Source organism: Streptomyces xanthophaeus (genome assembly GCF_000725805.1).
Taxonomy (GTDB): domain Bacteria; phylum Actinomycetota; class Actinomycetes; order Streptomycetales; family Streptomycetaceae; genus Streptomyces; species Streptomyces xanthophaeus.
The window spans coordinates 89,617-115,154 of the sequence record NZ_KL647133.1; the positions used below are offsets into that span (position 1 = coordinate 89,617).

The following is a 25,538-nucleotide window of genomic DNA, read 5'->3' on the forward strand; positions in this document are numbered from 1 at the left end:
TCGTCCCTCATCCCCGTTGACGATCTACGATCGGTGCTCGGGGGATGGGAAACCAAGGGGGCGGGGCATGGGTGCTGAGCGCGCCGAGTCGAGTGCGGCCGAAGTGGCGTGTGCGGTACAGGCGGCCGAGGAGCTCTTCGAACGGGAGGGACTCGCGGGCGGGGCAGAGGTGGCGGAACCAGTCGGTCCAGAGGCGACCTGTGCGGCTGTTGAACGGCTCGGGCAACTGTTCGCGGGCCTTCCCGGAATGATGCGGTTTGGGTTGCGCCAGCAGCGGGACAACGCTGGGGATCTTTCAACTGACCCTCTGCAAGGACTGTCCGAGATCGTGCAGAACGCCGATGATCTCCGAGCCTCCCAGGTCAGGATTCTGGTGCGGGAGACGGAACTGCTGGTGGCGCACGACGGCAGTCCAGTGAGGCTGCCCGACGTAATGGCGCTGGCCATGCCGTGGCTAACGAGCAAGGCCGACGACCCGGACGCCACGGGCAGGTTCGGCATCGGTCTCATGACCCTCCGGCGGCTTTCACCTGTGCTGGAAGTGTTCTGTGATTTCTACCGAGTCCGGATCGGCGACCCCGACGTGTCCCTCGCCGACCCCTTCCCGGTTCCTGGCCCGTTTGCTGAGGACGGCTGGACGGTCCTGCGTATCCCGCTCGCCGCACCCACTGAAGTCCAGGGCGGCGACGTGGACGACTGGCTGAACACGTGGGGCGATGAGGCGCTGCTGTTCCTCGACCACGTCCGCACAGTCCTGCATCAGCGGGAGGACGGGAGCGTACGCAGCCAGCTCGCTCTGAAGTGGACCGAACGCGGCACCTATGAAGCGACCGTCGACGGTCGGGACACCATGGTTGGCGTTCGTACAGCTCAGGCAACGGACGGTACGTCGTGGCAGGTCAGCCGCGCCACCGTGCCGAGTCCGCCGGATGTCCCGCGCATCCGCAAGGCCGCAGGTGAAACGACAGGGCTGGCCGTCGCACTACCTCTGCAGCAGGCCGTGGACCGCGGGGTTCCCGGGCAGGTGCATGTCGGACTGCCCGTCATCGAGCTTGGCCTCCCGCTCAGGGTGAGTGCCCAGTTCGATCCGAACCCGAGCCGCCAACAGCTCAACGACACCTCGTGGAACGGGGCGCTGCGTCCGTTGCTGGCCGATCTTTGGGCAGCAGCGATGATCCGCCAGCTCCGGCTGGACCCGGCCGTGGCCTGGCAGTGCCTGCCGCTGCCTGAGGACGTACAGGCGCCGAAGGGCCCGGTGCGCAAGTTGGAGAAGCAGCTGCTGACATTGGCCCGCGAAAAGGTGTCCCACGAACTCCGCCTTCAGACGGTGAGCCACGGCGATCTCGGCCTTGCAGACCTTGCGGTCTGCGACGAGGCACTCGCCAGCGTGCTCTCGGAGTCCGAAATTGCGCAGGTAGCCCGGCGAACGGCGGTCCTGCCCCAGTCGGCGCGAGACGGAGCCGGCCGGTGGCAGGACCTACTCAGGGACTGGGCTGGCCATGGCGGAGCGGCGCCAGCGGCCGTCAGCGTCCCAATGGCTCTGCACACCCTCCTGGGGGACGAGTCCCGCAGCCCGGAGGCAACGGTCGCGCTTGCCGCAGTGGCGATTGCCAACAATGAGACCTTCGCACTCCGATGGAATGACTGGCTGGTTGATGCTTCTGGCGCACGGCACGGGCTACCGACAACCGGAGCCGCCGAGGTTTTCACCGACAAGGCCCAAGGGCTCTCGAAGGTACTCGGGCTCGGCCGTGCCCTGCACTCCGCGTTCCTCGCTGAGAACCCGGCAGCAGGCAAGGTGCGTACGTGGCTGAGCCAGCAGAAGGTCTTCGTGACCGGTGCGGATCCGGTGCCCGCCATCCGGCTGCTCGCTGCTCGTGGTGCCAACGGCTCGGCCGCGCCCCTGTTTCTGGAGGATGACCAGCTGGTGGCGTTGCGCAACGGTTTCCTGCACGTTCCCGAGAAGGAGCGGGAACGGCTGGGGCGGGACGCGGGCCGCGCCATCCTGCTGCAGGGCCGCCGCTTTGGGCCGAAGGGCCATCGGGAGGATGCAAAGGTAAAGGTCCGGCCCGCCGAGGCGTACCTCCCGGCCCGGCTGGACAGCGTGGACCGCGAGGACAGCTTCGAGACCGCCGCGGGTGCGGCCGTTGGCCTGGCGTGGCTCCTGCCCCGCTACGCCAAGGTTCTGCCCGGGGCGGGGACCGGCCTGGGCGCCCGGGCCTTCTTCCACCTGCTCGGTGCCGAGAAGGGCCCTCGGCTCCGGCCGCACCCCGGCACTGAGCACCGGTTCAACGCTTCGTTTCCAAATGAGGGGCTGCCGGCCCGGATCACGGGCGGCCCCTCCGAGCGTTTGAAGGACCTGCAGAGCCGGTCGGCCACGTACACCTTGGCGGACTGCGACAGCCCTGATCTGATGGCCGTCATCCGTAACATTGCCGCAGAGCCGGACGAGCACGTACGACGGCGGCGGGCCGCCGCGCTTCTGCGGGTGCTGGGGCGGGGCTGGGGCGTCCTGTCCGAGCACCGGAAAGTGCGCGCGGTGTACGACTACCAGCAGTGGATCGCCCGTGGGGAGACGGACGGCTTCTGGCTGTGGAAGTTGAAGACGACTGCATGGCTGGACAACCAGGTGGGTGTCCCGACTGCTCCCAGCCAGTTGCGCGAGCGTACGACCAGTACGGTCGCCGTCTACGGCACGGACAGCACCGGATTCCTGCACCCTGAGCTCCAACAAGCGGTGGGCAGGCGAGGAGAGGTCCTGGTCGCTCTGGGGGTCACTGGCGAGCCGGGCATCGACGACCTCCTCGAGTCGCTGCGCAGGCTGCGAGGCAAGGAAGGCGATGGCCCCGACCATCCGGCGGCGCAGCTCTTGTACCGGGCGCTCGCTGAGCGCCTGGCCGCCCACAGGGGGAAGGACGCCCCGCAAGTGACTGCCACGGTCGTGCGTGCCTTCGCGCAGGACCGAGGACTGGTCCTTACCTCCTTGGGCTGGCGTCGGCCGGCTGAGTGTCTCCGTGGTCTGCCGGTCTTCGGCCGCTGGGCTGGCTTTGCGCCTTCCTTTAAGGGGAGTGATGGCTTCTGGGAGACTCTGGGAGTACCGGAGGCCGGTGTCGAGGACGCGGTACGGGTCGTCAGGGAAGTGGCCCGAGAGGCGAAGCAGGAGCGAGGTCCGCAGGCATCGGTCGATCCCGAATCCGAGACCGTCATGCTCCAGACCTTGCAGATGCTTGCGCAGATGGCGAGTGGCCGGCCCGATTCGGTGACCGCCTCTCTCCTGGGGAAACTGCCGCTGCGCACGAGTAAGGGCTGGACCACGAAACGCCCGGTGTACGCGGCCGACGCGATGCTGGCCGAAGCACTGGGCTCCCAGATACCGGTATGGCTGCCGGGTGCGGAGCTCGAACAGTTCCGTGCTCTCCTGGGACCGCTCCGCGTGGTCGAGCTGGGAGCGAAGAGCGTTACCTTCAGCCCCAGCGAAGACGCACCCATCGACGAGGACGCGACCGCCCTGGCGCGGTCGGCGCTGGCCTTGCTGCGGGAAGACCTGCAGCGCAACGCCCTATCAGCGGCGAGATCGCTTGACTGTTCCTGGGAAGACCTCGTCGACGTCAGTGTGCGGTTCACCTCGTCTCTGGAGTGCGTCGTCACCCTCCCCGGTGGCGAATCCGCCCGGGGTCAGGTCCGTACCGCCCTCGACCTGCAGTCCCGCACGCTGTGGACGGTGGACCCGAGCCTTCTGGGCCGGCCCTCAGAGGTGGGCCGGGCCATCGCGACACGCTTCACCCAGGACAGGCGCGAGGTCGCCAACTCCTGGGCAGCTGCCTACGACGAGGCGGAACGGGGACGCGCGGCGGTACTGCTCAGGCTCGCCGAAGAACAAGTTGAACGGGATCAGGCAGCGACGGACGCCGAGCTCGATCTACGACTCGCATCGATGGAGCAGGACCTGAAGCAGGCTCAGACCAAGGCCGCGGCAAGGCCACCCGCCCGGCCGTCACCGTCCCCTCCCTCTGCCCACCAGGTCCCCCACGTACCCGTCCCGGCACCACGCGAGTTCGTCGATCCGGCGGCCGTCCGCCTGGTCAGCACCCGGCGGACCACCCAGGTGACACCGTCCAGCGATGTCGGGGTCGCCGGGTCTGGTGGACAGGCCCCGGCCAGGTCCGGCCTCGCCCAGCCTGCTCCGGTGCCGGTCGTGCCGGGCCCGCGTCCGATGCCACCCGCGCACGACGTCGACCGGCAGGAGAGGGTCGCCCTGGACCTGCTGCGCAAGGTCCTTGGTGCAGAGGAGGAACCGGAGTGGCTGCGTGACCTGCGGGCCCAGCACGGCGTGGGCGCTGACGCCGTGGACGGTCTGGGCCGGTTCTACGAGCTTAAGACAACGTACGGACCCGAACAGGACACAGTGACTCTGACGGCAGCGGAGTGCGAACGGGCCGCTTCTGGAGACGCCTTCTTTCTGGTGGTGGCCTCCGGACTCGTTGCGGGCTCCGAGCCCACCCTGCGCCTGATCCCGGATCCCCTGAGTCAGCTCCGCATCCGCCCCACCGGGAATGTCCTGCTCAGCGGGATCAAGAAGACCGGAAGCCTCGTCCTTACATTCGGACCTGGAGAGCAGCCGTCCTAGCCACCCTCGCCGAGGCCCCCGTGCCTGAAAGAGGTGGCACCGAGGACTTTAAGGTGGTCAGCGAAGCTATCGGTGAGGCTGGCCAGCACGGCTTTGCCCTTGCCCGCAGTGGCGAAGGACGGAAAGCCGATCACGCCGGATTCGGTGTACGCGCTCATCCCCTGGACCAGGAGGAAGGGGCGGGGGCCGCCATCATGGTCGGCATCGGTGTTTCCGTCTCGCACGAGCTCTGGGGCGGCGTGGAGGAGGATGGAGGTCTCGATCTCGCCGGCATGCATGTCGGCGTGGCGGTCGGAGACCAGGCCGGCGTGGTCGCGGGCGCGGTCCCAGTCGGCGCTGAGCGGGAAGAGGGAGACGGCGGGGCCGTCGACGTTGGCTTCCTGGACGATGTTGGACAGGACGTAGTTGCCGCCGTGGCCGTTGACGATCACGAGCTTCCTAATGCCGGACCGGGCGAGGGATGCCCGGATGTCGTCGATAACGGCGTAGAGGGTCTTCGCGCTGATGCTGACGGTGCCGGGGAACGCGGCGTGCTCGTGGCTGCAGGACATCGTGATCGGCGGGAGCATGTGCACGGGATACGCGTCGGCGATCGCCTGGCCGATAGTGCAGGCGATCGCCGTGTCGGTGATCAGTGGGAGGTAGCGGCCGTGCTGCTCGAAGGAGCCGACGGGGAGCACTGCGACGCGCGGCTGAAGCTTCGCGACGTCCATGCTGGTGGTAGTCGGCAGCAGGTTCACGGCACTCCCTGGGTCGGCTTCGCTCGGCTATCATCATCCGCCATCGCTGTTCAGGCAGGTGCTGTGGTTCATGCACGCAGGGAACTACTGCGGGCTCGGTGGCGGCCACCGTGGGGGCGGGGATGGTCGTCGACCTCGATTCGCGTGCGGGTGCTGTTCCGGTGTGGTTCGTCTCTGAGGCGGATGGACTGCCATACCCGCTCGTGGAGTTCGGAGATACAGGGGCTACAGGCAAACATTGGTGCCTGCATGCCCGCGACGCTCGCTGGCCCTATCCATAAGACGCGTGTCCGGCGTTGTCCGCAGTACAGCCAGCAGACACCGTCGACCCAGGTGTTCGAGTCATCGGTTTGGGCGGGCGTGGGCAGACCTTCGTGGGTGTACGCCGCGATCCCGGAAATCACCAGGTGGTTGAGCATCAGGAGTCTCCAGTTCGGTTCGCGTCCCCACCAGTTGTGGGCGGGGAAGTCAGATGGCGCCTTGCGGCGGTGGCTACTGGCGGATGTACGTGAGTCTGGGGGCGCGGTCGAGGTCGAGGGTGAAGCGGTCGACCTGGTCCGTGCTGCTGGGCACGGTGAGGGTGTAGCCGTTGCCTACGTAGGTGCCCGAGCCCGTGGGGGTGAGCTGGTCGCATGTCCCCCGGCGCCACAGGTGGAGATCGTCGGCTCTGCGGGTGAGGCGCAGGCTGCCGGGGGCCTGGTCGCAGGCGAAGGTGCCTAGCTCTGTGTGCTGGCCGAGGTCATCGGGTGTGGGCTGGTCTCGTGTGGCAGTGCTTGCGGTTCGCTGCAGGGCTGTGGCGCGGACGACGGCCTCCTTCGGGGCCAGCGTCGGCTGCTGGTGGAGGTCCCGGAGGGTGGCGGCGGTGACGCGGTCGGCCGAGAGCCCCGCGTTGTTGGACAGGGCGATCACGCGTAGCCCTGATGCTTCCACGTGGGCAGCGGCGGAGAAGCCCTGTTCGTGGCCGTAGTGGAAGACGGCAGTGCGGCCGGGGCGGGCGTCGGCGTAGAGGCCGGGGCCATAGAGATAGGGCTCGTGGTCGCCAGGCTCGTAGTCGACAGCTTCCTGCCAGGGGAGCTGGTGGGGGTGCTGCCAGAGCTGGTGGAGGTGGGCGAGCCAGCGGTCGAGGTCGCCGACTGCGGTCCATAGGGTGCCGGGTCCGGGCAGGGTGACCGGCGTTTCCGTGTGCTGCCACCCGTGTTGGGTGGCCTGGTAGGCGGATGCGGCTCCGGGGGTGACCTGGCGGGGGTCGCTCTTGAAGTGGGTGGAGTGCATGCCGAGCGGGCCGAAAACGCGGTGCTGGGCGAGGTCGGGCAGTGTGGTGCGGTGGACCGTTTCGAGGATCTCTGCCAGGAGGAGGTAGTTGGTGTTGCTGTAGAGGAAGCGGCCTTCGGGGACGGCGCGCTGGTCCTGCCGGTAGGCGAGGGTTCGCAGATCGTCGGCCGTGTAGTGGTCCAGGTCCCGGAAGCCGGCGAGGGACAGCAGGGACTCGGCATCGCGTATGCCCGATCGGTGGGCGACCAGATCCGCGACGGTGACATCGGTGATCTTGAGTCGGGGCAGCAGGTCCGCGGCCTGCTGGTCCAGGCGCAGGAGGTCGTCATGCGCGGCGAGCAGGATCAGGTGGGCGGTGATCTGCTTCGCGACCGAGCCGACGTTGAAGGTGGTGTCCGGTCCGATGGGCAGTCCGTGTTCGAGGCTTGCCAGACCGGTGTGTAGAAGAGCGGGCTCTTCGCCTGGCCGGTGGACCAGGAGGGACAGGCCGGGCTCCTCGTCGCGGGCCGCGTTCACAGGGCGAGTGCCTGGTGGTGGGCGGCGGCGAGGCGGTGGCGGAGTCCGTCGTCGCTGATCAGCTCCAGAGCGCGGGCATGGTCGGGGGCCGTATCGGCGAGGAGGCTTCGCTGCTGGTCGAGGTAGGCGGTCAGGAACCGGTGCAGGTCTCCCGCGGTGCTGTTCAGCGCGTGCGCGGTGAACAGTATGGTGAGCGGGAACGCCCAGCAGGCGTGGAGGAATCCGAACGCAGGCCGCGTTGTCTGCTTCCACGGGGAGTGGAAGTGCGCGGTGTCGCTGATCTTGCATCCCGTTGCCGCGAGGGCGTCGTTCAGCCAGTTGTGCCCGGCCTCGTGGATGAGGTCGCGGGCTAGGACGACCGGGTCGTCGACGTGGTCCATGAAAACCGTGCCGGGCAGGCGGCTGATGGTCCAGCTGTCGAGGGTCTCGCCGAGCTTCTTGGTCCGCAGCAGGCACAGGACGACGGCGTGCGCGGCGAGCAGATCGCCGAAGCCCGCTCGTGCGGCGCTGGTGTACGCGTCGGCCGCGAGGCTGAGCAGGTGGGCCGGGGCGGGCTCGGTACCGGGGCCCAGGACGTAGTAGGGGGTCTCGGAGATCGCGGACCGGGGCAGCTCGGAGAGTGTGGGCGCGGCGACCACACGGGTGCCGACCGCTGTGGGGACAGAGTTGATGGTGGCCCCCGCGTCGGGGTGGGCGACGTACCAGTCGAAGGTCGCGGCATCTCCGGCGCGGGCGGCGGCTTCGGCCCCTTCGAGGGCGTGGTGGGCCAGGCAGTAGTCAGCCGCCGTACTGGTGCTCGACTGAGGCGGCTGGGCTCCGGGGCGGATGACCGCGTGAATGCGCTGCGTGCGTTCGTGGTGCAGACGGTCGATCGGCGGGAGGTCGAAGAGGTCGGCGAGGGTGTGCATAAGGCGGCTCTCCTGTTACGTGGTGGGCCCGGGGCCGGGCCGCAGGTCCTGGCGGCCCGGCCCCGGGTGTGTTCACCGGCGGCGCTCAGAGCGCCGGGCGGCTGCGGCGGTTCAGGCGGTGGTGGTCTCCGCCTCGGCCGCCGGCCAGCCCTCGGCCGAGACGCTGGAGGTGTGGGCGGTGGTACGGACGGTCTCGTCCTCGCCGCGCAGGTCCTCGACGTTGGCGAGGAAGTCGGCGATGCGGTCCTGGTTCATGGGGTGTTCCGCCTTTCGGTCTCGTTGGCTTCGGCTTGTTCCGCTTGCTCTGCTGTGAGCCCGGATTCGGGGCGGAGATCTCGCCCTGGGCATGAGGGGCTCCCTCGTGTCGGTCAGCGCTGGTGGAGGTCGGCCGCCGTGCGGAGCGCGGTCCGCAGGTCCTCCATGGCGGGCCGGTCGCCCGCGTCGTCGGAGAGCGCGGCGGTCACGACGCTGCGCAGGGGCTCCGAGACGAAGGGCAGGTTCGTGTGGCTGGCCAGGCGGGGGATGTCCCCGCACAGGTAGCGGTAGACGAGGACGGCGAGGCTGAAGACATCGGCAGCCGGGGACGCCTTGTTGTAGCCGGTGAGGTACTCCGGCGGCCAGTGGACCTCGGGGCCGCGGTGTTCAGGCCCGCGCGGGGTGGACAGGCGGCGGGCGGCTCCGAGGTCGGTGATCAGGCCCCGGCCCTGGTCAATGAGGATGTTCTCCTGGTAGACGTCGCGGTGGACGATTCCGCGCTGGTGCAGGTTGTCCAAGCCGTCGGCGACGTCGGCGAGGATGCTGAGACCCTTCCCGGTGTCTTTCGACGAGGCCATGAAGGCCCGGAAGTTCCCGCCGTCGCAGTGCGGCATGGTGTACCAGTCGAACCGCTCCGAGCTGCCCTGTTCCAGCAGCGGGACGACGTGATCGGTTCCTCCGGCGGCGGCGGTCAGCTCCGCCTCATGGCGAAAGTCTTCACGGGTGAGGGCACGTTCGGTCTCGGTCATCTGCGCGTACCAGTAGAAACCGTACGCGGCCGGCTTCTGGCTGGGGTCGAGGTCGGCGAGGACGTGGTTGCTGCCGAAGCCCGCCTTCAGTACGACGTCCTGCTTGCCGGGGCGGCTCGCTCTGACCAGGGTGCTGGCCCGCGTGAACGCGAGGAGGTCGCTGATGTGCCACCCGTCCGTGCGGAGCTGATCAAGGACCCAGGCTGCGGGATGCATCGGGTGCAGGTTCATCGGCTCGCTTCCTTGTTCTTGGGTTGCCGGCCGAGCGGAGGTCCTCCATGCAGGCGTCGACCAGGGCTTCGAGATCGGCATGGGTCGTGCAGGGGTGCTTCAGCACGGGAAGGCCAGTGGCCTTGGTCCATGCGTCGGAGGCCTCGTTGTAGAGGTCGGCCAGCCGGGCGGCGGCCTCGGGGCGTTCGGTGAAGCGGCGCTCTGTCGCGCGTCGAGTGATGCGGGTGTGGCAGATGTCGGGATCGGTGATCAGCAGGACGGTCAGCTGCGGACGGGCCTGGGTTTGCTCGGCGAGGCGCTCGACGTACGCGTCGACGGGCTGCTGGTGGAGCAGGGCGAGCAGGCAGGCGGTGGAGAGGGTGAACCGGTCGGCGAGGACCGGGCCCTCGGTGAGGGCGACGGCGATGTTGAAGCGGGAGTGCAGGGCCAAGTCCTGTGTGGCGGCCTCGATGGCCTCCTGCTCGTCCCCTCCGTGGCCGGCCCGCAGGCGGATCAGGGTGCGGGTGGCCGAGTGGGAGAGCCAGGAGAACTGGCCGATGTGGCTGAGGGGGATGCCCTCGGCGTGGGCAATGGCCAGGAGTTGGTCGCGGAGGGTGCTTTTTCCGGCGCCCGCTATGCCTTCCAAAGCCAGGAGCACGCGCTCACCCGGCCGCGGTGGGCTCGGCGATGAGCCAGCTGATGAACTTGGCGACCCGGCCAGCGGTGACCGGGCGGGTTCCGTGCGCGAGCTGGGAGCCGTACAGCAGGGCGGTACCGGGGGCCGGGGCGACGCTCCAGCGGGTTCGGGGCATCTGCTGGAACCAGGTCGCGGAGTTGTCCGCGCCGTCGTGGGCCAGCCACATGCCCTCCGCGTAGCCGTTCGATGCGGCATCGGGGGCCTTGCCGTTCCACAGCCGGTCGCTGGAGGAGGTCTCGACGTAGAAGTCGCCCCCGGCGTCGGCCTGGGTGATCACGACGCTGATGCCGGCGATCTGGCGGGGCCAGGCGAGCGGGTCGGGGGCGATGCCGTCGAGGTGGCAGGTGATGTGCTGGCCCACGCCGTACTCGACGTACGTCCACGGGCGGCAGATGGTGATCGAGGGCATGACGCGGGAGAGCGCCGGGCGAGCGCGTTCGAAGGCGTCGCCCAAGAGCTTCTCGGCGGCCTGGGGGATCGAGGGGATCTCGACGCGTCCGGCCGGCTCGTAGACGGCCATAGCTTGTTCGGGGCTGTGGCCGGGGATCTCGTGGATGGAGGTGCGGCGCTCGTCACCGAAGCGGCTGGTGCCGCCGTTGGTCAGGACGTCGTTCATCAGATTGGCGAGGTGGGTCCGCTCGGCGTTGCTGAGGAAGTTCTCGATGCTTCCGACGCCGACGGTCTCGGCTGTGTGGATCACTTCGTGGTTCCCCCTTGCTGGAGCACGCGGTGGATGTCGTTCAGGTCCGTGCAGTGGTTGAGCCAGCTGACGACCGGCCTACGGGTGGCAGCCAGCGGGTCCCGCCACAGGGCGAGGAGCTCTCCGGTCAACGGCAGGGCGCTGCTGTCGGGCAGCAGGTCAGCAGCAGGTGTATCGGCCTGGGCCAGGGTGCGGCACGAGGTCCCGTGCTGCTGGGTGAAGACGAGGGCGAGACGGGTTGCGGCCGTGGTGCGGCAGGCCCATACGAGGGGGTCCGGGGGCAGTGGCAGTCCGTATGAGCGGTGTTCGGTGACTGCCCATGCCTGGGCGATGGCGGCGCCGGAGGCTGCGATGCGGCAGGCCGCGCAGCATCGGTGGTCGGAGTCCGGGCATGGGCGGAGGTGCTCGCATAGGGTGGTTGCGATCTCGTCGAGGACTGCCCAAGCGGTCCTCGCCAGCACGGTTCCGACGTCTGGCTGTCCGGATCCCGCGGTGTCCTTGTGGTTGCAGCAAGGCTCGCCCGCTCCGGGCTGCTCGCTGGAGGTGAGGGCGGGTTCGATGAACAGGGTGTGGAAGTAGGCGATGCGTCCCAGGAGCTGGTGGATGGTGACCGCGTCGCCGGGCTTCATCGCAGCACCCCCTCGGCGGCTTGCGGCGACACCGGTAGCGGGCAGACGCACGCGGATTCGACCTTGGGGCGCTCGGCGTCGAGGGCTGCCGCCAACACGGCGGTGGCCTCGTTCAGGCGGGCGAAGTAGCCGTCCCACCCCTGACCGGAGCCGGGGTCCAGGCTCAGGTCGAGGACCGGGGTGGTGGTGCCCGTGTTCTCGCAGGTGAGCTCCGAGCGGCCGACGTTGACCTCGATGCCCGCGGGGAGGAGGGTGCTTGCGAAGGTGGCGGCCCGGCACAGGGCCGCAGCAGCGCTGGCGTACTCCTGGCGGTCGCGGGGGAGGAGCCCGATGCGTAGACCCGTGGGGGCCAGGTACGCGCCGGTGTACTGGTGGCCCTGGCAGCTGTCGTACGTGACGAGCCCCCAGGCTCGGGTGACCGTGTCGACCAACGGCCAGACGCCGGGTTCGATGGCGGCCCGCCACATCGGGTGGGCTGGGGTCAGATCGTCGGCCTCGTGGATACCGGCGAGGCCCACGGCGTTGATGTTGCCGTGCTCACTGGTGTGCAGCCTCACTTCGCCTCGGGCGAGGTCGGGAGCGTCCCAGCTGGTCAGGAAGGCGTTCACGTCGCGCATGTTGTTCGGGGTGCGCGGGCGCCAGCGCAGGCTCTGGCACCAGGCGCCGGCGGGGTGTGCGGGCTGGGCCAGCAGTGCGGCGACGCCGTCGATCATCCGCATGCGGTAGTCGCAGTACGCGTCGTGATCGTTGGTCGGGTCCTGGCGCCAGCGGGTGGCGATGCACCCTCCGCCGCAGGTGGTGCGGTAGTCGCAGGTCGTGCACTTGTCCATCAGGGCTTTGCCCTGATCCAGGAGGAGGGAGTCCTGCTGGGCGCGGACCACCTCGTGCTCGTCGGCCGTGGACTCCAGCTGGGTGAGGCGGGCCTGGGGCCAGGGCAGTTCGTCGCAACTCCCGAGGCGGCCATCGGGGTAGAGGGTGAAGACGTGGTCGCACTTGAGATCCGAGAAGTGGCAGAACCCTGTCGGCAGACCCCGTAATCGCCGGATTGTGGAGACAGCAGGTTCCAGCTTGATGCGGGCGAAGTGTCCGTCGGTGATCCAGTGAGCGGTGGCGGCAAGGACGAACTGGGCGTACTCGTCGGGATGGATCGCCCAGGCCGGGCCATCGGCTGCGTTCACGGCAGCCTGCTGAAGCAGTCGGCTGGCCGACTTGCGTCTACTCGGCAGGGCCGTGGAGCGGCGGATCGTGGAGTCGAAGCAGGGTACGAAGCTGATCGCGTTGACCGAACCGAAGCCGGCGAGGTGGTCCAGCACCTCCTCGGCGCGGTCCAGCACCGCCGGGGTCACCGCGGCGATCACACCGACGCTCCGGCCCCGCTCCGCGAGCAGGTTCAGGGCGGCGGCGACGCGCGGATACACGGGCTTGCCGTCGTAGCCGACGCGCCAGGCGTTGCCCTGGGCGTCACCGTCGAGGGAGATACCGATCTGGAGGTCAGGGCAGAGGGTGTCGAACATGTCGAGCCAGTCGGCGTCGAGCAGGACACCGTTGGTCTGCAGGCTGACGCGGACGACCTGCGGCAGGTCGGCCAGCTCCTTGAGGATCTCGCCGACGTGCTCCCGCCCCGCGGTCAGCGGCTCGCCGCCGTGGAGTTCGACGGCGAGCGAGCGACCCTTGAAGATGTCGGCCAGGCGCCTGATCTGCCCGGCGCTGACCCTGGCACCCCCAGGGGCCTCCTTGCGCTTCTCGTAGCAGTAGAGGCAGTCGATGTCGCACGTCTCGCCGCGCGTCTTGACGATGACCGACACCGCGGTGCTGGTGTCATCGGCGTCCAGGCTCCGGTAGAGCCCGTCGAGCGTGTGGCGCTGTTCTGTGCTGAGGTTCATCGGCTGCCCCCTCCTACGCTGCCGTGACCGGATGACTGGCTAGTCGGACAAACGCCCCAGCAGGGCGCCCTGGCCCGACTGGAGGATGTGCGCGGCCTCCAGCGGGATCCAGAAGCACTCGAAGTGAGTAGGCTCCTGCTCGCCGTCGTGGTCCTCCTGGCTCATCCACCGCTTCGGCGTCGGCTCCGTGAGCTCCAGGTGGAAGACATACCGGTGCTGGATCTCGAACCGGTACGGGCTGATGTCGTACTCGGTCTCGCCGAGCTTGCGGACGATCTTGAAGTCCGACAGGCCGGTCTCCTCGCGGGCCTCGCGCAGGGCGGCGGTTTCCGGGGTCTCACCGGGGCGGATGCTGCCCGCCGGGACCTGGATGCCGACCTCCTCGTAGGAATAGTCGGTGTGGCGGAACACCAGCAGGCGCCCGTCGCGCACGACGTAGACGAGGACCTTTTCCTTCGTGACCTTCTCGGGCATAGCAACAACCTCCACTTGGTACAGGAGCTGATTCGTGGGCCGGCCCGGTAGAGGGCCGGGGACTGCTTGTCCCGTGGTCGACCGCGATAGTCGGTGTCCCGGGGAAGCCCACGAGTCTAGGCCCCCAACTTGCTGTCAAATCAGCGTTATTCAGTCGATGGGCTGGCCCGCAAAGGGCCGCCCTGCTGCCGGGGCTACAGTCCGGCGCCTGGCCCTCGTTCGGGTGTGCGATGGCGCTCCAGCTGCCGGTGTACGAACCCTCGTCACCGCCCGATCAGCCACGTCGCCGGCATGGTCGTGGGGCAGACGCCGATCACGACGGCTGTCCTGATCTGTCGGTCGATCACCCGCACTGCGGGGCAGATCGAACTCCGCCCAGCAGCGCTTGCCCGTCGCCGTCAGATCGGCACCGTGGCGGTCGGCGAGCACGGATACGAGATACAGACCGCGCCCGGACTCGGCACTCCCGCTCAAGGGCTCCGGTCGCGGCAGCGCCTTCGTAGCGTCATGCACCTCGACCACAAGCACAGGCCCCTCCTGGTAGACGCTGACGGTGACCGGCCCCGACGCGGTGTGGCGCACGGCGTTAGTGATCAGCTCGCCAGCCGCCAGCTCGATTCCGGCCAGTGCCTCCGCGTCGAGCCGTATGCCCCAGGAGCGGATCTCGGCCACGACGTGGTGTCGTGCCTGCTGGGCGGCGGCTGACGTGCGGGCGACTGTGAACGCGAGCTGATGGTGCGCTGCCATGAGCGGGCCTCCTGAACTGCCTGGCTTGCGTTACCACGGCGGAGACTCGGCCTCGCAGGGACCGCTGTCTTGCCGGGGCGAAGACGAAGTGTTCCCGGCGGCTCCCGCCTGAACGAGGCTCTGAACGACGCCGAACGCGGCCCTTTCGTGCCTAACCGATGTCTATTCGCCCTCCACCTGGAATTTCTCGACAACAGATCTTCGATCGGCGGCTGCTGATGTCTAGCGTGGATGCCGGACAAGGACCCCGGCATGAGGGAGCGGCTGTGGAGCCATCAGGACCGACCCTCTTCCAGACCCTGATCAACCAGCGGGGCTGGCAGGACTACCAGGTCTTCAAGCGGCGCTACGAGCAGGCGGCCAAGCAATTAGCGGAGTTGGAGGGACCGCCCTCGATCTCGACCGCGACGATCGAGAAGCGGCAGTTCTTCCGATACGCGCATGGCGAGGTCCGGACCCCGCAGACCGTCGCCCGCCGCGTCCTGGAGTTCATGTTTCCGGGCATCCCGGCCACCCGACTCCTCGGGCCTGCGGAGTCCAAGCCGGGCCCCTCCCCACACCACCCAGCGGCTGACGACCGCGATGCAGTGGATCCATCCGAGTACGGCCTTGAAGACGTGGTCATGGCGGCGGCGAATGAGTCGGCGCAGTTCGCGGCCAGGGCAGAGAGCAGCAACGTGGGACCGCACACGCTGGAGCAGCTGGAAGCTGACATCCGCCGCCTCGTCATGACGTACCCCAACCGGCCCGTCGGGCCCCTGTTCCGCGAGGTCCGTGCCCTCCGAGACCGCGCGTTCGAACTTCTCGAAGGACGTCAGCCACCGCGGTACACCTCCGACCTCTACGTGGGCGCCGGCGTTCTGTGCGGCGTACTGGCGAACGCCAGTTTCGACCTGGGCCGCTACGACGCGGCCGAAACACAAGCCCGTACCGCCTTCCTGTTCGGCGAACTCGCGGGGCACAACGGACTGCGCTCCTGGGTACGCGGACTCCAGGCACTGATCGCGTACTGGGACGGCCGCCCCGTAGACGCCGTACGCCTTGCGGACTCCGGAAGCGCGTTCACCCCGGAGTCCGGCACGGCGCAGATCCGACTGGAGAGCATCAAGGCACGCGCCTACGGCCAGCTCAACAGGGGCAGCGATGCCCTGGCGGCCCTCAGTGCCGCCGACCACCTGCGAGAGCGTCTCGCCGAGGGAGACGAACTGCCAGGCGGGATGATGGCCTTCCCCGTCGAGAAGCAACTGTTCTACTCCAGCAGCACGCACCTCTGGCTGGCAGGCACCCAACACCTCAGCGATGCCGAGGCTCGCGCCGACGAAGCTGTGGAGATGTTCCAGTCTGCGCCGCCGGAGCAGCAGAGACTCGGCGAGATGTCCCTGGCCCGCATGGACCTGGCCATGGCTCGGCTGGGCCGAGGTGACATCGACGGGGCCGCGACCCAGATCCACGCCGTCCTCGGGGTCAGCGCCCGGCGCCGCACCGAGAGCGTAGACCGCCGGATCGGCCACTTCAGCCGTCAGCTCGCGCTGCACCCCGGGGCCGGATCACCTGCCGCCATCGGCCTTCGTGAGGTGATCATTGCTCATCAGGAACGCATGCCCGCTCAGCTCCCGCCAGGAGGCAGCCAGTGACGACCGTGACCCTCTTGCACCCCGGCGCCATGGGCGCGGCCGTCGCCGCCCAGGCCGTCAAGGCAGGCCACGAGGTGCTGTGGGTGCCGGAAGGCCGCAGCGACGCGACCCACCGACGCGCGAAGGAAGTCGGCGCCACCGCGTGTGACTCGCTCGACGAGGCGCTGGAACGGAGTGAGATCGTCCTGTCGATCTGTCCTCCGCAGGCCGCCGAAGACGTGGCAACCACGGTCGCCGGCCATGCCTTCGCCGGGGTGTACGTGGACGCCAACGCGATCAACCCCCAGCGAATGCAGCGAATCGCGGAGGAGATCAGGCCGGGCGCCACGGTCCTCGACGGTGCGATCTTCGGCCCGCCGCCCGGTGCCCAGCGGGCTGCTCGCCTCTACCTCGCAGGCGAAGCCCAGGCCGTGGACACGGTGCAGCCCGTGTTCAAGGACACAGCGTTGCACGTCCGCCGCGCGAGCGGCAGCGTCGGCTCAGCCTCCGCGCTGAAGATGGCGTTCGCCAGCTACCAGAAGGCCGCCCGAACCCTCGCCGGCGTGGCCCACGCGCTGGCCGACGCTCATGGCGTCGGCGACGAGCTCACGGCCGAGGCGCAGCTGATGGCGTCCAACATCCTCTCCGACCCTGGATACCTGCCCAGCGTGGCCGCACGCGCCTGGCGCTGGGCTCCGGAGATGGAGGACATCGCCGAAACGCTCCGCGCAGCCGGGTTGCCTGTGGATATGGCCGAAGCGGCGGTCGCGGTCATGGCCCGCTGGGAAGGAGACAAGGACCACTACAACCTGTCGGTCGCAGAGGTCTTGTCCCATTTGGGGGAACAGCCTGCTCGCTGAGTGGCGGCCGTCTCAAGACAGTGGCGTGGTCGCGGACCATCTGCTGCCCAGAGGCAAAGAGGCCCAGCCGTCCGGGACCTGGTCGCCGACATGGCAGCCCGCGACCGTCGGCGTACGCTGCCAGAGCTCGACCACTTGAGCCGCCGACTGGGAGTACCCGCGTGACCGAGCCGCAGCGCAAGCCCTTCCTGTACGTCGTCGTCTGCGCGGCCGGGATCGCGGGCGACGTCGGCAAGCTGATCGACGCCGCGCACGAGCGGGGCTGGGACGTCGGTGTCGTCGCCACCCCGCAGGGGCTTCCCTTCCTCGACGTGTCCGAGATCGAGGACCGGACCGGTTACCCGGTGCGGTCCGCCTGGCGCGCGCCCGGCGACGCACGGTCCTTCCCACCCGCTGATGCGATCGCCGTCGCCCCGGCCACCTTCAACACGGTCAACAAGTGGGCGGCCGGCTTCGCGGACAACCTCGCCCTCGGCATCCTCTGCGAGGCTCCGGGCATGGGCATCCCCACCGCCGTCCTGCCCTACGTGAACACCGCCCTCGCGGCCCACCGCGCGTACCAGCGGAGCCTCGCAGAGCTGCGCGAGATGGGTGTTCTGGTCGGCAGCTACGAGCCGCATCGCCCGAAGTCCGGCGGCGGCGCCGACCGCTTCCGCTGGGGGGAAGCCGTCGACCTCCTGGCACCGTTCCTCGCGGCAGGCGACGCACGCCACTGATCTACGCCTGCCAGTGGTAGGGCCTGGCGGATTTCCACATGAGGAACGCCGTCGCCCGGTGGCCGGGGGTACCCGGCACCGGGCGGCGGGTGCTGTGCTGGGGGGCCTCTCAGTCCTCGTAGGGGAGGTATATACCGCCGTCCGGAGCGGCTATGGCGCACAGGCGCTCGTACTCGGCGCGGTCTTCCTCGGTCATGTGCGGCAGTACGTCCATGACCATGCGGGCTTCGGGGTGCTGGGCGAAGTACGAGAGCACGAGCTCGGTGAGGGCCTCCACGGCGTTGCCCTGTTCGAGGACGGCCGCGGCATTGCGGGCGCTCAGTGCTGCCGTGGCTTCGAGCTCGGCGCGCGTGGCCTGGAAGGTGGTGGCCTGTTCGGCCCGTGTGAAGGGGCGCCCATCACTGTGGGACCAGGTGTTGGTGTCGGGTCGGAGCTTGAAGTCCGCGTCCAACAGCAGGGCGATGATTTCGATGCGCAGTTCGGTTTCGGGCATGCGGGGGTTCCTTACGGGATGGGGCCGGTGGTGATGTTTTCAATGCTCCGGAGAAACCCCGGTTTGGCTGACCGGGGATCGTCGGCTATGTAGGGACGGCCACGTCCGGGCGTCAGCGGCGGCGGGAGGCGTTGTTCGCGGCCTTCGGAGCGGGTTGTGTGGTCACCACGCGCCGGGGGAGCGATGCTGCGGGATCGGCAGGCAGGTGCGCGAGACGGCGGAGACGCCAGACGAGGACGTCGCTGACGGAGGTGGCGCTGTCCAGCTCCCGGTGCCGGGTGGCTTCTGCGAGGAGGTGGGCCGGGTTATGGCCTGCGGCCTGGGTATCGGCGAGTGTGGCCGCCAGGGCGGGCCAGCCCGGCTCGGCCAGAACTTGTTCGGCAATCTCGGGCAGCGCCTGGCGTAGGACGGCTGCCTGTCGTCGCTGCAGTGGCAGGGAGCGGCCTCGCTGGTGGAGCACGGACATCGGCTGGGCGCCCGCGATCTCGTAGGCGGCGCGCAGGTGTTCGGCGGCTTGGTGCGCGGCTTCGGCTTGCTGGGCGTGCTTCTTCTTGGTGTGCCAGTTCGCCGCCGCGGTGACGAGGAAGAACGCGGTGTCGATGAGCATGGCGGTGGTGGCGCCGTCCTCTCCGCGGCCGAGGGACCGTCCGCTGTGGACGAGGTCGTGCGCAGCCTGGCGCAGGGCGTGGTCGTGCCCGCGTACGGCGCGGACGTGGGAGCGGGAGGCCCGCTCGAACGCGAAGGCTGCATCGCGGAGTTCTCTGCGGGTGTAGGCGGCGGAGGTCTTGGCGAGGGCGTCGAGGACCTCCCCGGCAGCGGCGATCTGGGCTGCTGCCGTGCCTTCGTCGGCATGCTCGATGAGCAGCAGTGCCTGCCAGGTCGCAGTAGTGGCGCGGCGGCGGGCGTACGCAGGGCCGGTGACCGGCGGGAGAGCGGGGAGCTCCGGTGAGATGTCCTCGTCCGAGGAGGATTCTGCCGGTTGGGTCCAGCGTTCGCGGATACGGGGCAGGGAGAGATCGGGGGCGAGCTTGGATCCCGAGTAGAAGACGGGTTCGCCGTTCTTGTTGCGGTCGTCGGGCAGGGCCACGGTGTAGCCGAGGAGGTCCCCGGACGGCGCCACGCGCCGCTTTACGAGGAGACCGGCACGGCTGAGACGGTCGAAGAACTCCTCCTCGCTCTGGGCGCCGGCCGCCGCGCGTCGGACGCTCTCGCGCAGTTCCTCCCTCGGGGTGCGTTCCCGCTGGTGGCGGTCGGCTTTGTGGTGTTCGGCACTGGTGGGGCGCTGGGCTGCGGTTCCGTCACCGGCGTTGAGGCGGCGCAGGCCGTAGTCGGCTTCGATGAGACGGGCTTCGGCCTGGGAGCGCTTGGCTTCGTTGTGGCGGCGGGGCCGGCGGCCGTCCTCGCGGACAGTGGTGGCGATGATGTGGATGTGGTCGTCGGCGTGGCGGACGGCTGCCCAGCGACAGGCGGCGGTGTCGCCGTCGGGGGCGATGCCAGTGGCGGCGACCATGCGGCGGGCGATGTCGCCCCACTGCTCGTCGCTGAGGATCGGGTCCTCGGGCGCGGCACGTACGGACAGGTGCCATACGTGCTCGGTGGGGCGTCGCGACTTGGGCAGGGCTTCGACGGCTGGTCGAGGAGCCTTTGCAGGTCCCCGTAAGTGGCTTTCGAGTTGCGTCCGGGGTCGGGGACGAGACTGTCCCAGGCCGCCACGAGGTGTGGGTCGGTGTGTTCCTCGTGGGTGCCGGGGCCGTAGAGGTAGCGGATCAGGCCGATGGTGCGGGTGCCCATCTTGTGGACGCGGGGGATCATCCGGTGGGAGCCTCCGTCTCTACGTATCGCTGGGTGAAGCCGTCCACGCGCTCGGCGGTCCGCTGGACGGCGTCGAGGACCGCCTTGGCGTGCGGGGCATCGGCGCCGGAGTTCAAGACGGTGGCGACCTGGTTCAGGTTGTTGCCGATCTGGCCGAGGGCCCGGCGCAGCGCGAACAGCTCTCTGACCATCTCCCGGTGGGTGGCGATCTCGGCTTCGGTGTGTTCGAGGTCGCGTGCGGCCTTCAGGGCAGAGTGGGCGAGGAACCCGGCGGTGCTCATGCGGCAGGCAGCCGCGGCGTGGGTGAGGAGCTGGAATTCATCGTCGTTCATGCGGCAACTGGGCTGGTGGATGCGCTTCTTCTCGGCGAGCAGGCGCTCACGCTGGCGCACGTGCGATGTCGTTGGGGCGGTGTGCGTGCAGCGGGGGGTGTGGCAGGCGTGCTGTCCCTCCGATTCGTGGTGCGGTCCGGCCTCGGCAGCATCCCGAAGGGCCGGCACCCCCTGGTGCCGGTCCGCGCCCGCCACCCCTGGGGCGGGGGAGCCCAGAGCATTGCTCCCGACGGGAGCAATGCTCTGGGTACAACTTGCTCCTCCTGAGGCTGGAAGCGAGGGCATGTGATCGTCGTGGGTGGGACGGTCGTGCGGTGGGTTGTGCATGCGTGTCCTTGAAGTGGTAGAGGCTGGTCGTGTGAAGGGGCTGTTGGGCGGGGTCGACCGGTTGGGGACCGCTCGCTCGTGACGCGAAACGCTGCCGGTGCTGTCCGGGGACCGGGCGGGGATGGTCCCCGTTTCGGGTAGGAACTCGGTCCCCGGCGGCAAGGGCGTGGGGGACCGGTCCCGTCTCGGTCCCCGTAGTGGTGGGTGGGGACGGTCCCCGACGCGGTGACCTGGCGGTCCCCGAACCGCCGCAGGGTGGTCCCGGATGGTGGGGACCGAGGGGACGGTCCCCACTGAGTCGGGGGACGTCAGGCGGGGGTGACCTGCGGAAACAGAGTTGGGGACCGGTCCCCGTGGTGGCCGGCGCGCGCAGCGCAATCAGGGGACGGTCCCCGATCGACTGCTGTCGGTTCCCTCCTGGGGAGGGCGCTGTCAGACGGGACCGGGGCTCGTTTGGGGACTGGGACCGGGTTGGGGACCGTGATGGGGACGGGACCGGGACCGGGTTGGGTACGGTCCCCGAACGGCTCAGGTCAGTGGTTCGGTCCCTACGATGACGGGGGCCGACCCGGGTGGGGACCGTGGTGGTCAGGAGCCCGACGGCTGGGTGCGTCGGCGGTCCGGGCCGGTGAGGATGACGCGGGTGGTCATCTCTGCCAGGCGGGAGGCGACGCGGTCCCCGACTGCGTTGCGGAGTTCCGCGATCGGCAGGTTGGTGGTGATCAGGGTCGGGAGCATCTCGGTGTAGCGGCGGTTGATCAGCCGGTACGTCAGCTCCTCGGTCCACTCGGACTGCTTGGCCGCGCCGAGGTCGTCCAGGATCAGCAGCGGGCACCGGCCGAGCTCTTGGATCTCCCGCTCGGGGTCGTGGTTGGGCCGGGGCCGGAGCTGGGCGTAGAGGTCGGCGGAGGTGACCGCCTGCCAGCGCAGGCGTACTCCGGCGGCCAGCAGCGAGCGGACGGCTCCGTAGGCCTGATGTGTCTTGCCGATGCCGGTGGTTCCGGCGATCAGCAGCGAGGGGCCGTAGGCGATGCCCCGGGTACCGGCCGGCCCGTTCCGCCCGGCGCGGGTGACCGCCTCCACCCAGCCCAGGACTTCGGGTTGGGTGGCGAGTGCCTCGCGGTAGCGGGGCGGGATGCGGCGGTCGGCGAGTTCCAGGGCGGTCACCGGCTCCACCGTGGGCCCGGCGGGTGCGGTGTCGGGGTCGATGCCCTTGGCAGCGAGAATGGCCTGGAGACGGGCTGCCAGGGTGCCAGCACGTTGGGGTTCGCGGGTCGCGGTGGTCACAGCTGGCCTCCGTAAGCGGCTTCGGCGTCAACGGGGTTGGTGTACGGCTGAGGGGCTCTGCGGGCGCCAGCAGTGGGCTGGGGCGGGTTCATGGCCTCGTTGACCAGGCTGGGCAGCAGGCCGGGTGGAGGCTCTTGACGCGCATGCGCTCGACGCCGGCCCGGACGTGCTCGGGGTCGATGCCTTCGCGCAGCAGCTTCTTGATCTCCCGGCCGACATGGCCCAGAACGCTCTCCGGGGGACGTTTCCCGCATGCGGCGGCGTACTCGCCGACCATCTGCTGGGCTGTGACGGTCTGGGATGGGGTGGGGGCGCTCGCGCCTCCCAACGGAGATCCTAGATCCATGATCCTAGGTCCTAGATCCGGACCGTGAGGGCTCGGCGTGGGCTCCCGTACCTCTCCCTGACGCTGCACGGAGGGTTCAGTGAACCCGTCCTGACCTGCGGATATAAGGTTCGCTGAAGCGGCATGAGGTGTGCGTGCGAGCTCAGGGGCGGGTGCCTGATGGTGCACGGACGCCTCACGGAGCCCTCCCTGCGCCAGCGGTGAGGTCAGGGGCACCCGGCCGCCGTCGTGGTAGGGGCAGTTCGGGTGCCGGACACCGCTGGGGCGGTTGACCTTCTGGTGCTTGGAGAAGGTCACGATGTGCAGGTACCGCTTGCCGTCCTCGCCCTCGTACCGGCAGATGAGTTCATTGCCGGCGAGCTGGGTGAGGTCGTCCTCGACCTCGATCGGGCCGTGTTCGGGGCGCAGGGACCACAAGAGGCCTGCGATGACGGCGGACTGGTCACGGAACCGGCCGTGGTCGTCGGCCTGGGTGAGCAGACTGAAGAACGTCCGCTCCGCGGTGATGCTGACGGCGGCCAGCGATTCGGAGCTGAAGGCTTCCGGCTTGATGGTGCGGATGCGTGCCATGCCTATCGCCCCGTCTTCGTCTGCTGCTGGGACGGCAATGCCGGGGTGGGCGCAGGTGTGCGGACGGCTGCTTCGGCCGTACTGTTGGGCATAGACGTTCCTCAGATCCGTTCAGGAGTGGGCGGTTTGAACAAGGGACTCCCATCGGCTCTCGGCGCTGCAACGCCGGGAGCCGATTTCTTTGTCAGGGGTGCTTAGCCAAGACAGCCACACCCAGCCCGCGGAAGTCCAGCGAATCCGCACTCGAAAAGCGTCAGAGTGCATCGCTGATCGCGAACGTCTTCACAGTAAGGGCGAATCCCCGGTTGACCAAAAAGTCGACGGCGCAGGGGGAGCGGCGAAGATCGAACGTCGAAAATCATTGACCGGGGTAGGCGAGGCGATCTATGTTTCCGCTGCCCGGAGCCGCTGACGGTGTGCGCACCTCTGCGGTCCGAGATGGGTCATAGTTCCGCAATGGCTGCCTATGCGGGAATCATCAGTTCGTTCTCCGTGAAACGAGCCCCAAAGTCCCATGTCTGGGCTTCCGTGATTACGAGAAACCGGGAACCCGAGCTACAACAGACGCATGCCCCGAAGAGCTACGGAAATCGGTCCCGCCGGAGAACGGACCGCCCACGCCATCGAGCGGCTGCGTACCTCGCGCGGATTCGCCCAGCGAGAGCTCGCTGCCCGTGTCACTGAGCTCGGCCACCCCATGACCAACACCATGCTGTCCCGCATCGAACGCACCCGCCGGCGCTGCGACGCGGATGACCTCGTTGCCATTGCGGCTGCCCTCGGTGTCTCCCCACTTGCCCTGCTCCAGCCTGCGGCGTAGGGGGTTCGGGCAGGCGCGCGGTGACGTCGCCCCGGCTTACACCCGACGATCCCCGGTCAGCCAAACCGGGGATTCTCCAGACCATTGAAGTAGTCCGCTCCACCTGCCTGACAGCAAGCGGGGGTGGACTCGTCATGCCCGATGTCCGTCGCCACAGGCTGTCGACGGAAGACCCCGAAGGTTTCGATACGTGCGAAGTGCTGCTTGTGACAGTGAATTGCTGGCGAATGTCCGTATGTCTCCCCGTGTGTCGCCGCTGCGGAGGGGTTTTCTGAATGTGCGTGAAGCCGCCGAATACCTGGGTCTGTCGCCCGCCACCCTTTACGTGTGGCGGCACCGTCGCCAGGGTCCGCCGAGTTTTCGGATGGGACGGAGCGGACGCGTGATGTACCGGATCGAAACGCTTGACGAGTGGATCCGAGAACAGGAGCAGGCGGACTCCCGCAGTAACACTTCCCTAAATCCGGTGAATGCCGCCCCGCAGCGCCGCGCCGGGTACGCGGCCACGGCATGACCGACCTACCCGGCCTTGCCACCCGCCCTACGACCAACCCTTACCCCGAGGAATTCTTTGGCTGGCTATATCGAAGACCGTTGGATCAAAAAGAAGAAGGATCCCGTCACAGGGAAGTGTGAGCGTACGACCCGTTACGGCAAGGGGTCCCGATATCGTGTCGCTGGAATCCCGGGCGTCCGGGACATGTCGTTCGACGTTCTGGAGGACGCCAAGGGGTGGCTCCGACGGTCCGGCACCGACAGTGAACGAGGCGAGTTCGTCGACCCGCGCGACGGCTCCATCACCTTGACGGACTTCGTCACGCGCCACTGGCGCGCCGGCGTTCGCGGCGCGCCCGGCACGGTCAAGCGAGTTGACGAGCGTGTACGACTCCACGTCCTTCCGCACCTCGGCGCGGTGGCACTGCGCGACGTGTCGGCGACCGTCCTGCGCGGCTACATAGCCACGCTCGAAGGCGAGTGCTCTCCGAGGTACGCCCGGCAGATCCTCACCTCGCTGTCGAACATCTTCGAGACCGCGATCGACGACAAGCGCCTCGTCCGCAACCCGATGCGGGCCAAGACGGTGCGTTGGCCGAAGGCCCCCGACGAGGATCGTGACGCGTGGCCGCTGGCAACGGCACAGAGGGTGCGGGACGTGATCAATCCTCGCTACCGGATCGCGGTCGTCGTCGCGCTGGGGTGTGGGCTGCGCCAGGGGGAGGTGTTCGGGCTGTCGCCGAAGGACATCGACTTCGAACGCGGTGTCATCCGGGTGCGCAGGCAGGTGCAACTTCTCTCCGGACGCCTCTACTTCGCCCTGCCCAAGGGTGGCAAGACACGCATCGTCGACATGCCCCGGTCGGTGGCCACGGAGCTGGCCGCGTACTTCCTCGACCATCCGGCGGTCGATGTCGAGCTCCCCTGGGGCGGACCGGAGCCCGACCGGGAGAAGCAGAGCTTCCCGCTCATCCTCACCACGACGTACGGGAACGCCATCCGCGCCAACATCTTCAACGACGAGGCGTGGAAGCCAGCCCTCGCAGCGGCCGGGGTCATTCCCGTGCGGGAGAAGGGTGCACGGTGGAAGGCCTCGCGCAAGGATGGCTTCCACGTGCTTCGGCACACCTACGCCTCGGTCCTCCTCGAAGCGGGCGAGTCCATCGTCACGCTCGCCCGGTGGCTCGGTCACTCAAGTCCGACCATCACCCTCGACCACTACGCCCACTTCATGCCGGAGGCCGGCGGCAAGGGTCGCGCGGCCATCGATGCGCTGCTCGGCACGGTGCCCGAGTACGTACCTGAGGGCCTGCTCCCCTCTCAGCGGACCTTGACCGGTCTCACCGAAGCTTGACGAACCACGGGCTTGGCTACATGGGGCGGTCTCACAGTCCATCTGAGATCCAGTGCCGACGGCGGCCGCCTGCACGCAGCAATGTTCCAGTCCTGCCGTCACTTCT

The 25,538-nt window shown here is 68.8% G+C and carries 21 protein-coding genes and 3 pseudogenes; 8 read left to right on the forward strand and 16 right to left on the reverse strand.

What is annotated here, in order from left to right; translation table 11 throughout:
• Positions 1–67: 67 nt before the first annotated feature.
• Positions 68–4,627: a sacsin N-terminal ATP-binding-like domain-containing protein gene (locus IO30_RS0132945; protein WP_031149188.1), complete on the forward strand. Its 4,560-nt coding sequence runs from the start codon at positions 68–70 to the stop codon at positions 4,625–4,627.
• Here IO30_RS0132945 and IO30_RS0132950 read toward each other — a convergent pair.
• The 11 genes from IO30_RS0132950 to IO30_RS44070 form a co-directional block, all read right to left on the reverse strand.
• Entirely contained in the window at positions 4,624–5,340 is a 717-nt protein-coding gene (locus IO30_RS0132950) for a creatininase family protein (RefSeq protein ID WP_202205147.1), read from the reverse strand. The genes IO30_RS0132945 and IO30_RS0132950 overlap by 4 nt on opposite strands.
• A 519-nt stretch (positions 5,341–5,859) precedes the next feature.
• The gene (locus tag IO30_RS42405; RefSeq protein WP_031149192.1) at positions 5,860–7,155 is read right to left on the reverse strand and encodes a serine hydrolase domain-containing protein; all 1,296 of its coding nucleotides are present in this window, start codon (positions 7,153–7,155) and stop codon (positions 5,860–5,862) included.
• Complete coding sequence (locus tag IO30_RS0132960) at positions 7,152–8,063, reverse strand: aKG-HExxH-type peptide beta-hydroxylase (protein ID WP_031149194.1); 912 nt, start codon at positions 8,061–8,063, stop codon at positions 7,152–7,154. Before IO30_RS0132960 ends, IO30_RS42405 begins: the two co-directional genes overlap by 4 nt.
• A 111-nt stretch (positions 8,064–8,174) precedes the next feature.
• Complete coding sequence (locus IO30_RS46185) at positions 8,175–8,318, reverse strand: hypothetical protein (RefSeq protein WP_167347301.1); 144 nt, start codon at positions 8,316–8,318, stop codon at positions 8,175–8,177.
• 113 nt (positions 8,319–8,431) lie between these two features.
• On the reverse strand, positions 8,432–9,298 hold the full coding sequence (locus IO30_RS0132970; RefSeq protein WP_031149196.1) for a protein kinase domain-containing protein: 867 nt from the start codon (positions 9,296–9,298) through the stop codon (positions 8,432–8,434).
• Entirely contained in the window at positions 9,258–9,935 is a 678-nt protein-coding gene (locus IO30_RS0132975) for an AAA family ATPase (protein WP_157853431.1), read from the reverse strand. The genes IO30_RS0132970 and IO30_RS0132975 overlap by 41 nt, the downstream gene beginning before the upstream one ends.
• 4 nt (positions 9,936–9,939) lie before the next feature.
• On the reverse strand, positions 9,940–10,674 hold the full coding sequence (locus IO30_RS0132980; protein WP_031149200.1) for a hypothetical protein: 735 nt from the start codon (positions 10,672–10,674) through the stop codon (positions 9,940–9,942).
• Positions 10,671–11,303, reverse strand: coding sequence for a hypothetical protein (locus IO30_RS0132985; RefSeq protein ID WP_031149202.1), 633 nt, complete (start codon positions 11,301–11,303; stop codon positions 10,671–10,673). Before IO30_RS0132985 ends, IO30_RS0132980 begins: the two co-directional genes overlap by 4 nt.
• Entirely contained in the window at positions 11,300–13,186 is a 1,887-nt protein-coding gene (locus IO30_RS0132990) for a radical SAM/SPASM domain-containing protein (protein ID WP_063768482.1), read from the reverse strand. The genes IO30_RS0132985 and IO30_RS0132990 overlap by 4 nt, the downstream gene beginning before the upstream one ends.
• A gap of 39 nt (positions 13,187–13,225) precedes the next feature.
• Positions 13,226–13,660 (reverse strand): NUDIX hydrolase, encoded by a 435-nt coding sequence (locus IO30_RS0132995; protein ID WP_031149204.1) that lies wholly within the window; start codon positions 13,658–13,660, stop codon positions 13,226–13,228.
• Between the two features lie 150 nt (positions 13,661–13,810).
• Positions 13,811–14,407, reverse strand: a complete 597-nt coding sequence (locus IO30_RS44070; protein ID WP_078904890.1) for an ATP-binding protein — start codon at positions 14,405–14,407, stop codon at positions 13,811–13,813.
• A 266-nt stretch (positions 14,408–14,673) separates the two neighbouring features.
• Between IO30_RS44070 and IO30_RS0133005 the strand changes: the two genes are divergently transcribed.
• The 4 genes and pseudogenes from IO30_RS0133005 (at position 14,674) to IO30_RS0133015 (ending at position 17,596) form a co-directional block, all read left to right on the forward strand.
• Positions 14,674–16,041: an NsdA family TPR-like regulatory protein gene (locus tag IO30_RS0133005; protein ID WP_031149207.1), complete on the forward strand. Its 1,368-nt coding sequence runs from the start codon at positions 14,674–14,676 to the stop codon at positions 16,039–16,041.
• Entirely contained in the window at positions 16,038–16,880 is an 843-nt protein-coding gene (locus IO30_RS0133010; RefSeq protein ID WP_031149208.1) for an NAD(P)-dependent oxidoreductase, read from the forward strand. The genes IO30_RS0133005 and IO30_RS0133010 overlap by 4 nt, the downstream gene beginning before the upstream one ends.
• Positions 16,881–16,922: 42 nt before the next feature.
• Positions 16,923–17,045 (forward strand): annotated as a pseudogene (locus IO30_RS47340) (heavy metal transporter CzcB); the annotation flags it as partial.
• On the forward strand, positions 17,042–17,596 hold the full coding sequence (locus IO30_RS0133015) for a flavoprotein (protein ID WP_031149210.1): 555 nt from the start codon (positions 17,042–17,044) through the stop codon (positions 17,594–17,596). The pseudogene IO30_RS47340 and the gene IO30_RS0133015, both read left to right, overlap by 4 nt.
• Before the next feature lie 109 nt (positions 17,597–17,705).
• Here IO30_RS0133015 and IO30_RS0133020 read toward each other — a convergent pair whose 3' ends face one another.
• From IO30_RS0133020 to IO30_RS41345, 5 genes and pseudogenes are all read right to left on the reverse strand, one after another.
• Positions 17,706–18,089 carry a hypothetical protein gene (locus tag IO30_RS0133020; protein ID WP_051902751.1) on the reverse strand — a complete coding sequence of 128 codons (384 nt, stop codon included), beginning with the start codon at positions 18,087–18,089 and terminating at the stop codon, positions 17,706–17,708.
• 112 nt (positions 18,090–18,201) lie between these two features.
• A pseudogene (locus IO30_RS41340) lies at positions 18,202–19,901 on the reverse strand (relaxase/mobilization nuclease domain-containing protein).
• Positions 19,898–20,293: a plasmid mobilization protein gene (locus tag IO30_RS0133030; RefSeq protein ID WP_031149213.1), complete on the reverse strand. Its 396-nt coding sequence runs from the start codon at positions 20,291–20,293 to the stop codon at positions 19,898–19,900. The pseudogene IO30_RS41340 and the gene IO30_RS0133030 overlap by 4 nt, the downstream one beginning before the upstream one ends.
• An 855-nt stretch (positions 20,294–21,148) precedes the next feature.
• Positions 21,149–21,847, reverse strand: a complete 699-nt coding sequence (locus tag IO30_RS0133035) for an ATP-binding protein (RefSeq protein ID WP_031149215.1) — start codon at positions 21,845–21,847, stop codon at positions 21,149–21,151.
• Positions 21,844–22,763, reverse strand: a pseudogene (locus IO30_RS41345) (hypothetical protein). Before IO30_RS41345 ends, IO30_RS0133035 begins: the two are co-directional and overlap by 4 nt.
• A 568-nt stretch (positions 22,764–23,331) precedes the next feature.
• Here IO30_RS41345 and IO30_RS0133045 point away from each other — a divergent pair.
• From IO30_RS0133045 to IO30_RS0133050, 3 genes are all read left to right on the forward strand, one after another.
• Positions 23,332–23,583, forward strand: a complete 252-nt coding sequence (locus IO30_RS0133045) for a helix-turn-helix domain-containing protein (protein ID WP_031149216.1) — start codon at positions 23,332–23,334, stop codon at positions 23,581–23,583.
• A gap of 235 nt (positions 23,584–23,818) precedes the next feature.
• Positions 23,819–24,097 (forward strand): helix-turn-helix transcriptional regulator, encoded by a 279-nt coding sequence (locus IO30_RS44075; RefSeq protein ID WP_078904891.1) that lies wholly within the window; start codon positions 23,819–23,821, stop codon positions 24,095–24,097.
• A 57-nt stretch (positions 24,098–24,154) separates the two neighbouring features.
• On the forward strand, positions 24,155–25,432 hold the full coding sequence (locus IO30_RS0133050; protein WP_051902753.1) for a tyrosine-type recombinase/integrase: 1,278 nt from the start codon (positions 24,155–24,157) through the stop codon (positions 25,430–25,432).
• Positions 25,433–25,538 lie beyond the last annotated feature (106 nt).

Bases quoted from the DNA above. Each gene is read 5' to 3' on its own strand.
- IO30_RS0132985 (WP_031149202.1), bottom strand. From the start codon at position 11,303: ATGAAGCCCGGCGACGCGGTCACCATCCACCAGCTCCTGGGACGCATC.
- IO30_RS0132995 (WP_031149204.1), bottom strand. From the start codon at position 13,660: ATGCCCGAGAAGGTCACGAAGGAAAAGGTCCTCGTCTACGTCGTGCGC.
- IO30_RS0132990 (WP_063768482.1), bottom strand. From the start codon at position 13,186: ATGAACCTCAGCACAGAACAGCGCCACACGCTCGACGGGCTCTACCGG.
- IO30_RS0132945 (WP_031149188.1), top strand. From the start codon at position 68: ATGGGTGCTGAGCGCGCCGAGTCGAGTGCGGCCGAAGTGGCGTGTGCG.
- IO30_RS0132950 (WP_202205147.1), bottom strand. From the start codon at position 5,340: ATGGACGTCGCGAAGCTTCAGCCGCGCGTCGCAGTGCTCCCCGTCGGC.
- IO30_RS0132970 (WP_031149196.1), bottom strand. From the start codon at position 9,298: ATGAACCTGCACCCGATGCATCCCGCAGCCTGGGTCCTTGATCAGCTC.
- IO30_RS0132960 (WP_031149194.1), bottom strand. From the start codon at position 8,063: ATGCACACCCTCGCCGACCTCTTCGACCTCCCGCCGATCGACCGTCTG.
- IO30_RS0133045 (WP_031149216.1), top strand. From the start codon at position 23,332: ATGCCCCGAAGAGCTACGGAAATCGGTCCCGCCGGAGAACGGACCGCC.
- IO30_RS0133020 (WP_051902751.1), bottom strand. From the start codon at position 18,089: ATGCCCGAAACCGAACTGCGCATCGAAATCATCGCCCTGCTGTTGGAC.
- IO30_RS44070 (WP_078904890.1), bottom strand. From the start codon at position 14,407: ATGGCAGCGCACCATCAGCTCGCGTTCACAGTCGCCCGCACGTCAGCC.
- IO30_RS46185 (WP_167347301.1), bottom strand. From the start codon at position 8,318: ATGAACCAGGACCGCATCGCCGACTTCCTCGCCAACGTCGAGGACCTG.
- IO30_RS44075 (WP_078904891.1), top strand. From the start codon at position 23,819: ATGTCTCCCCGTGTGTCGCCGCTGCGGAGGGGTTTTCTGAATGTGCGT.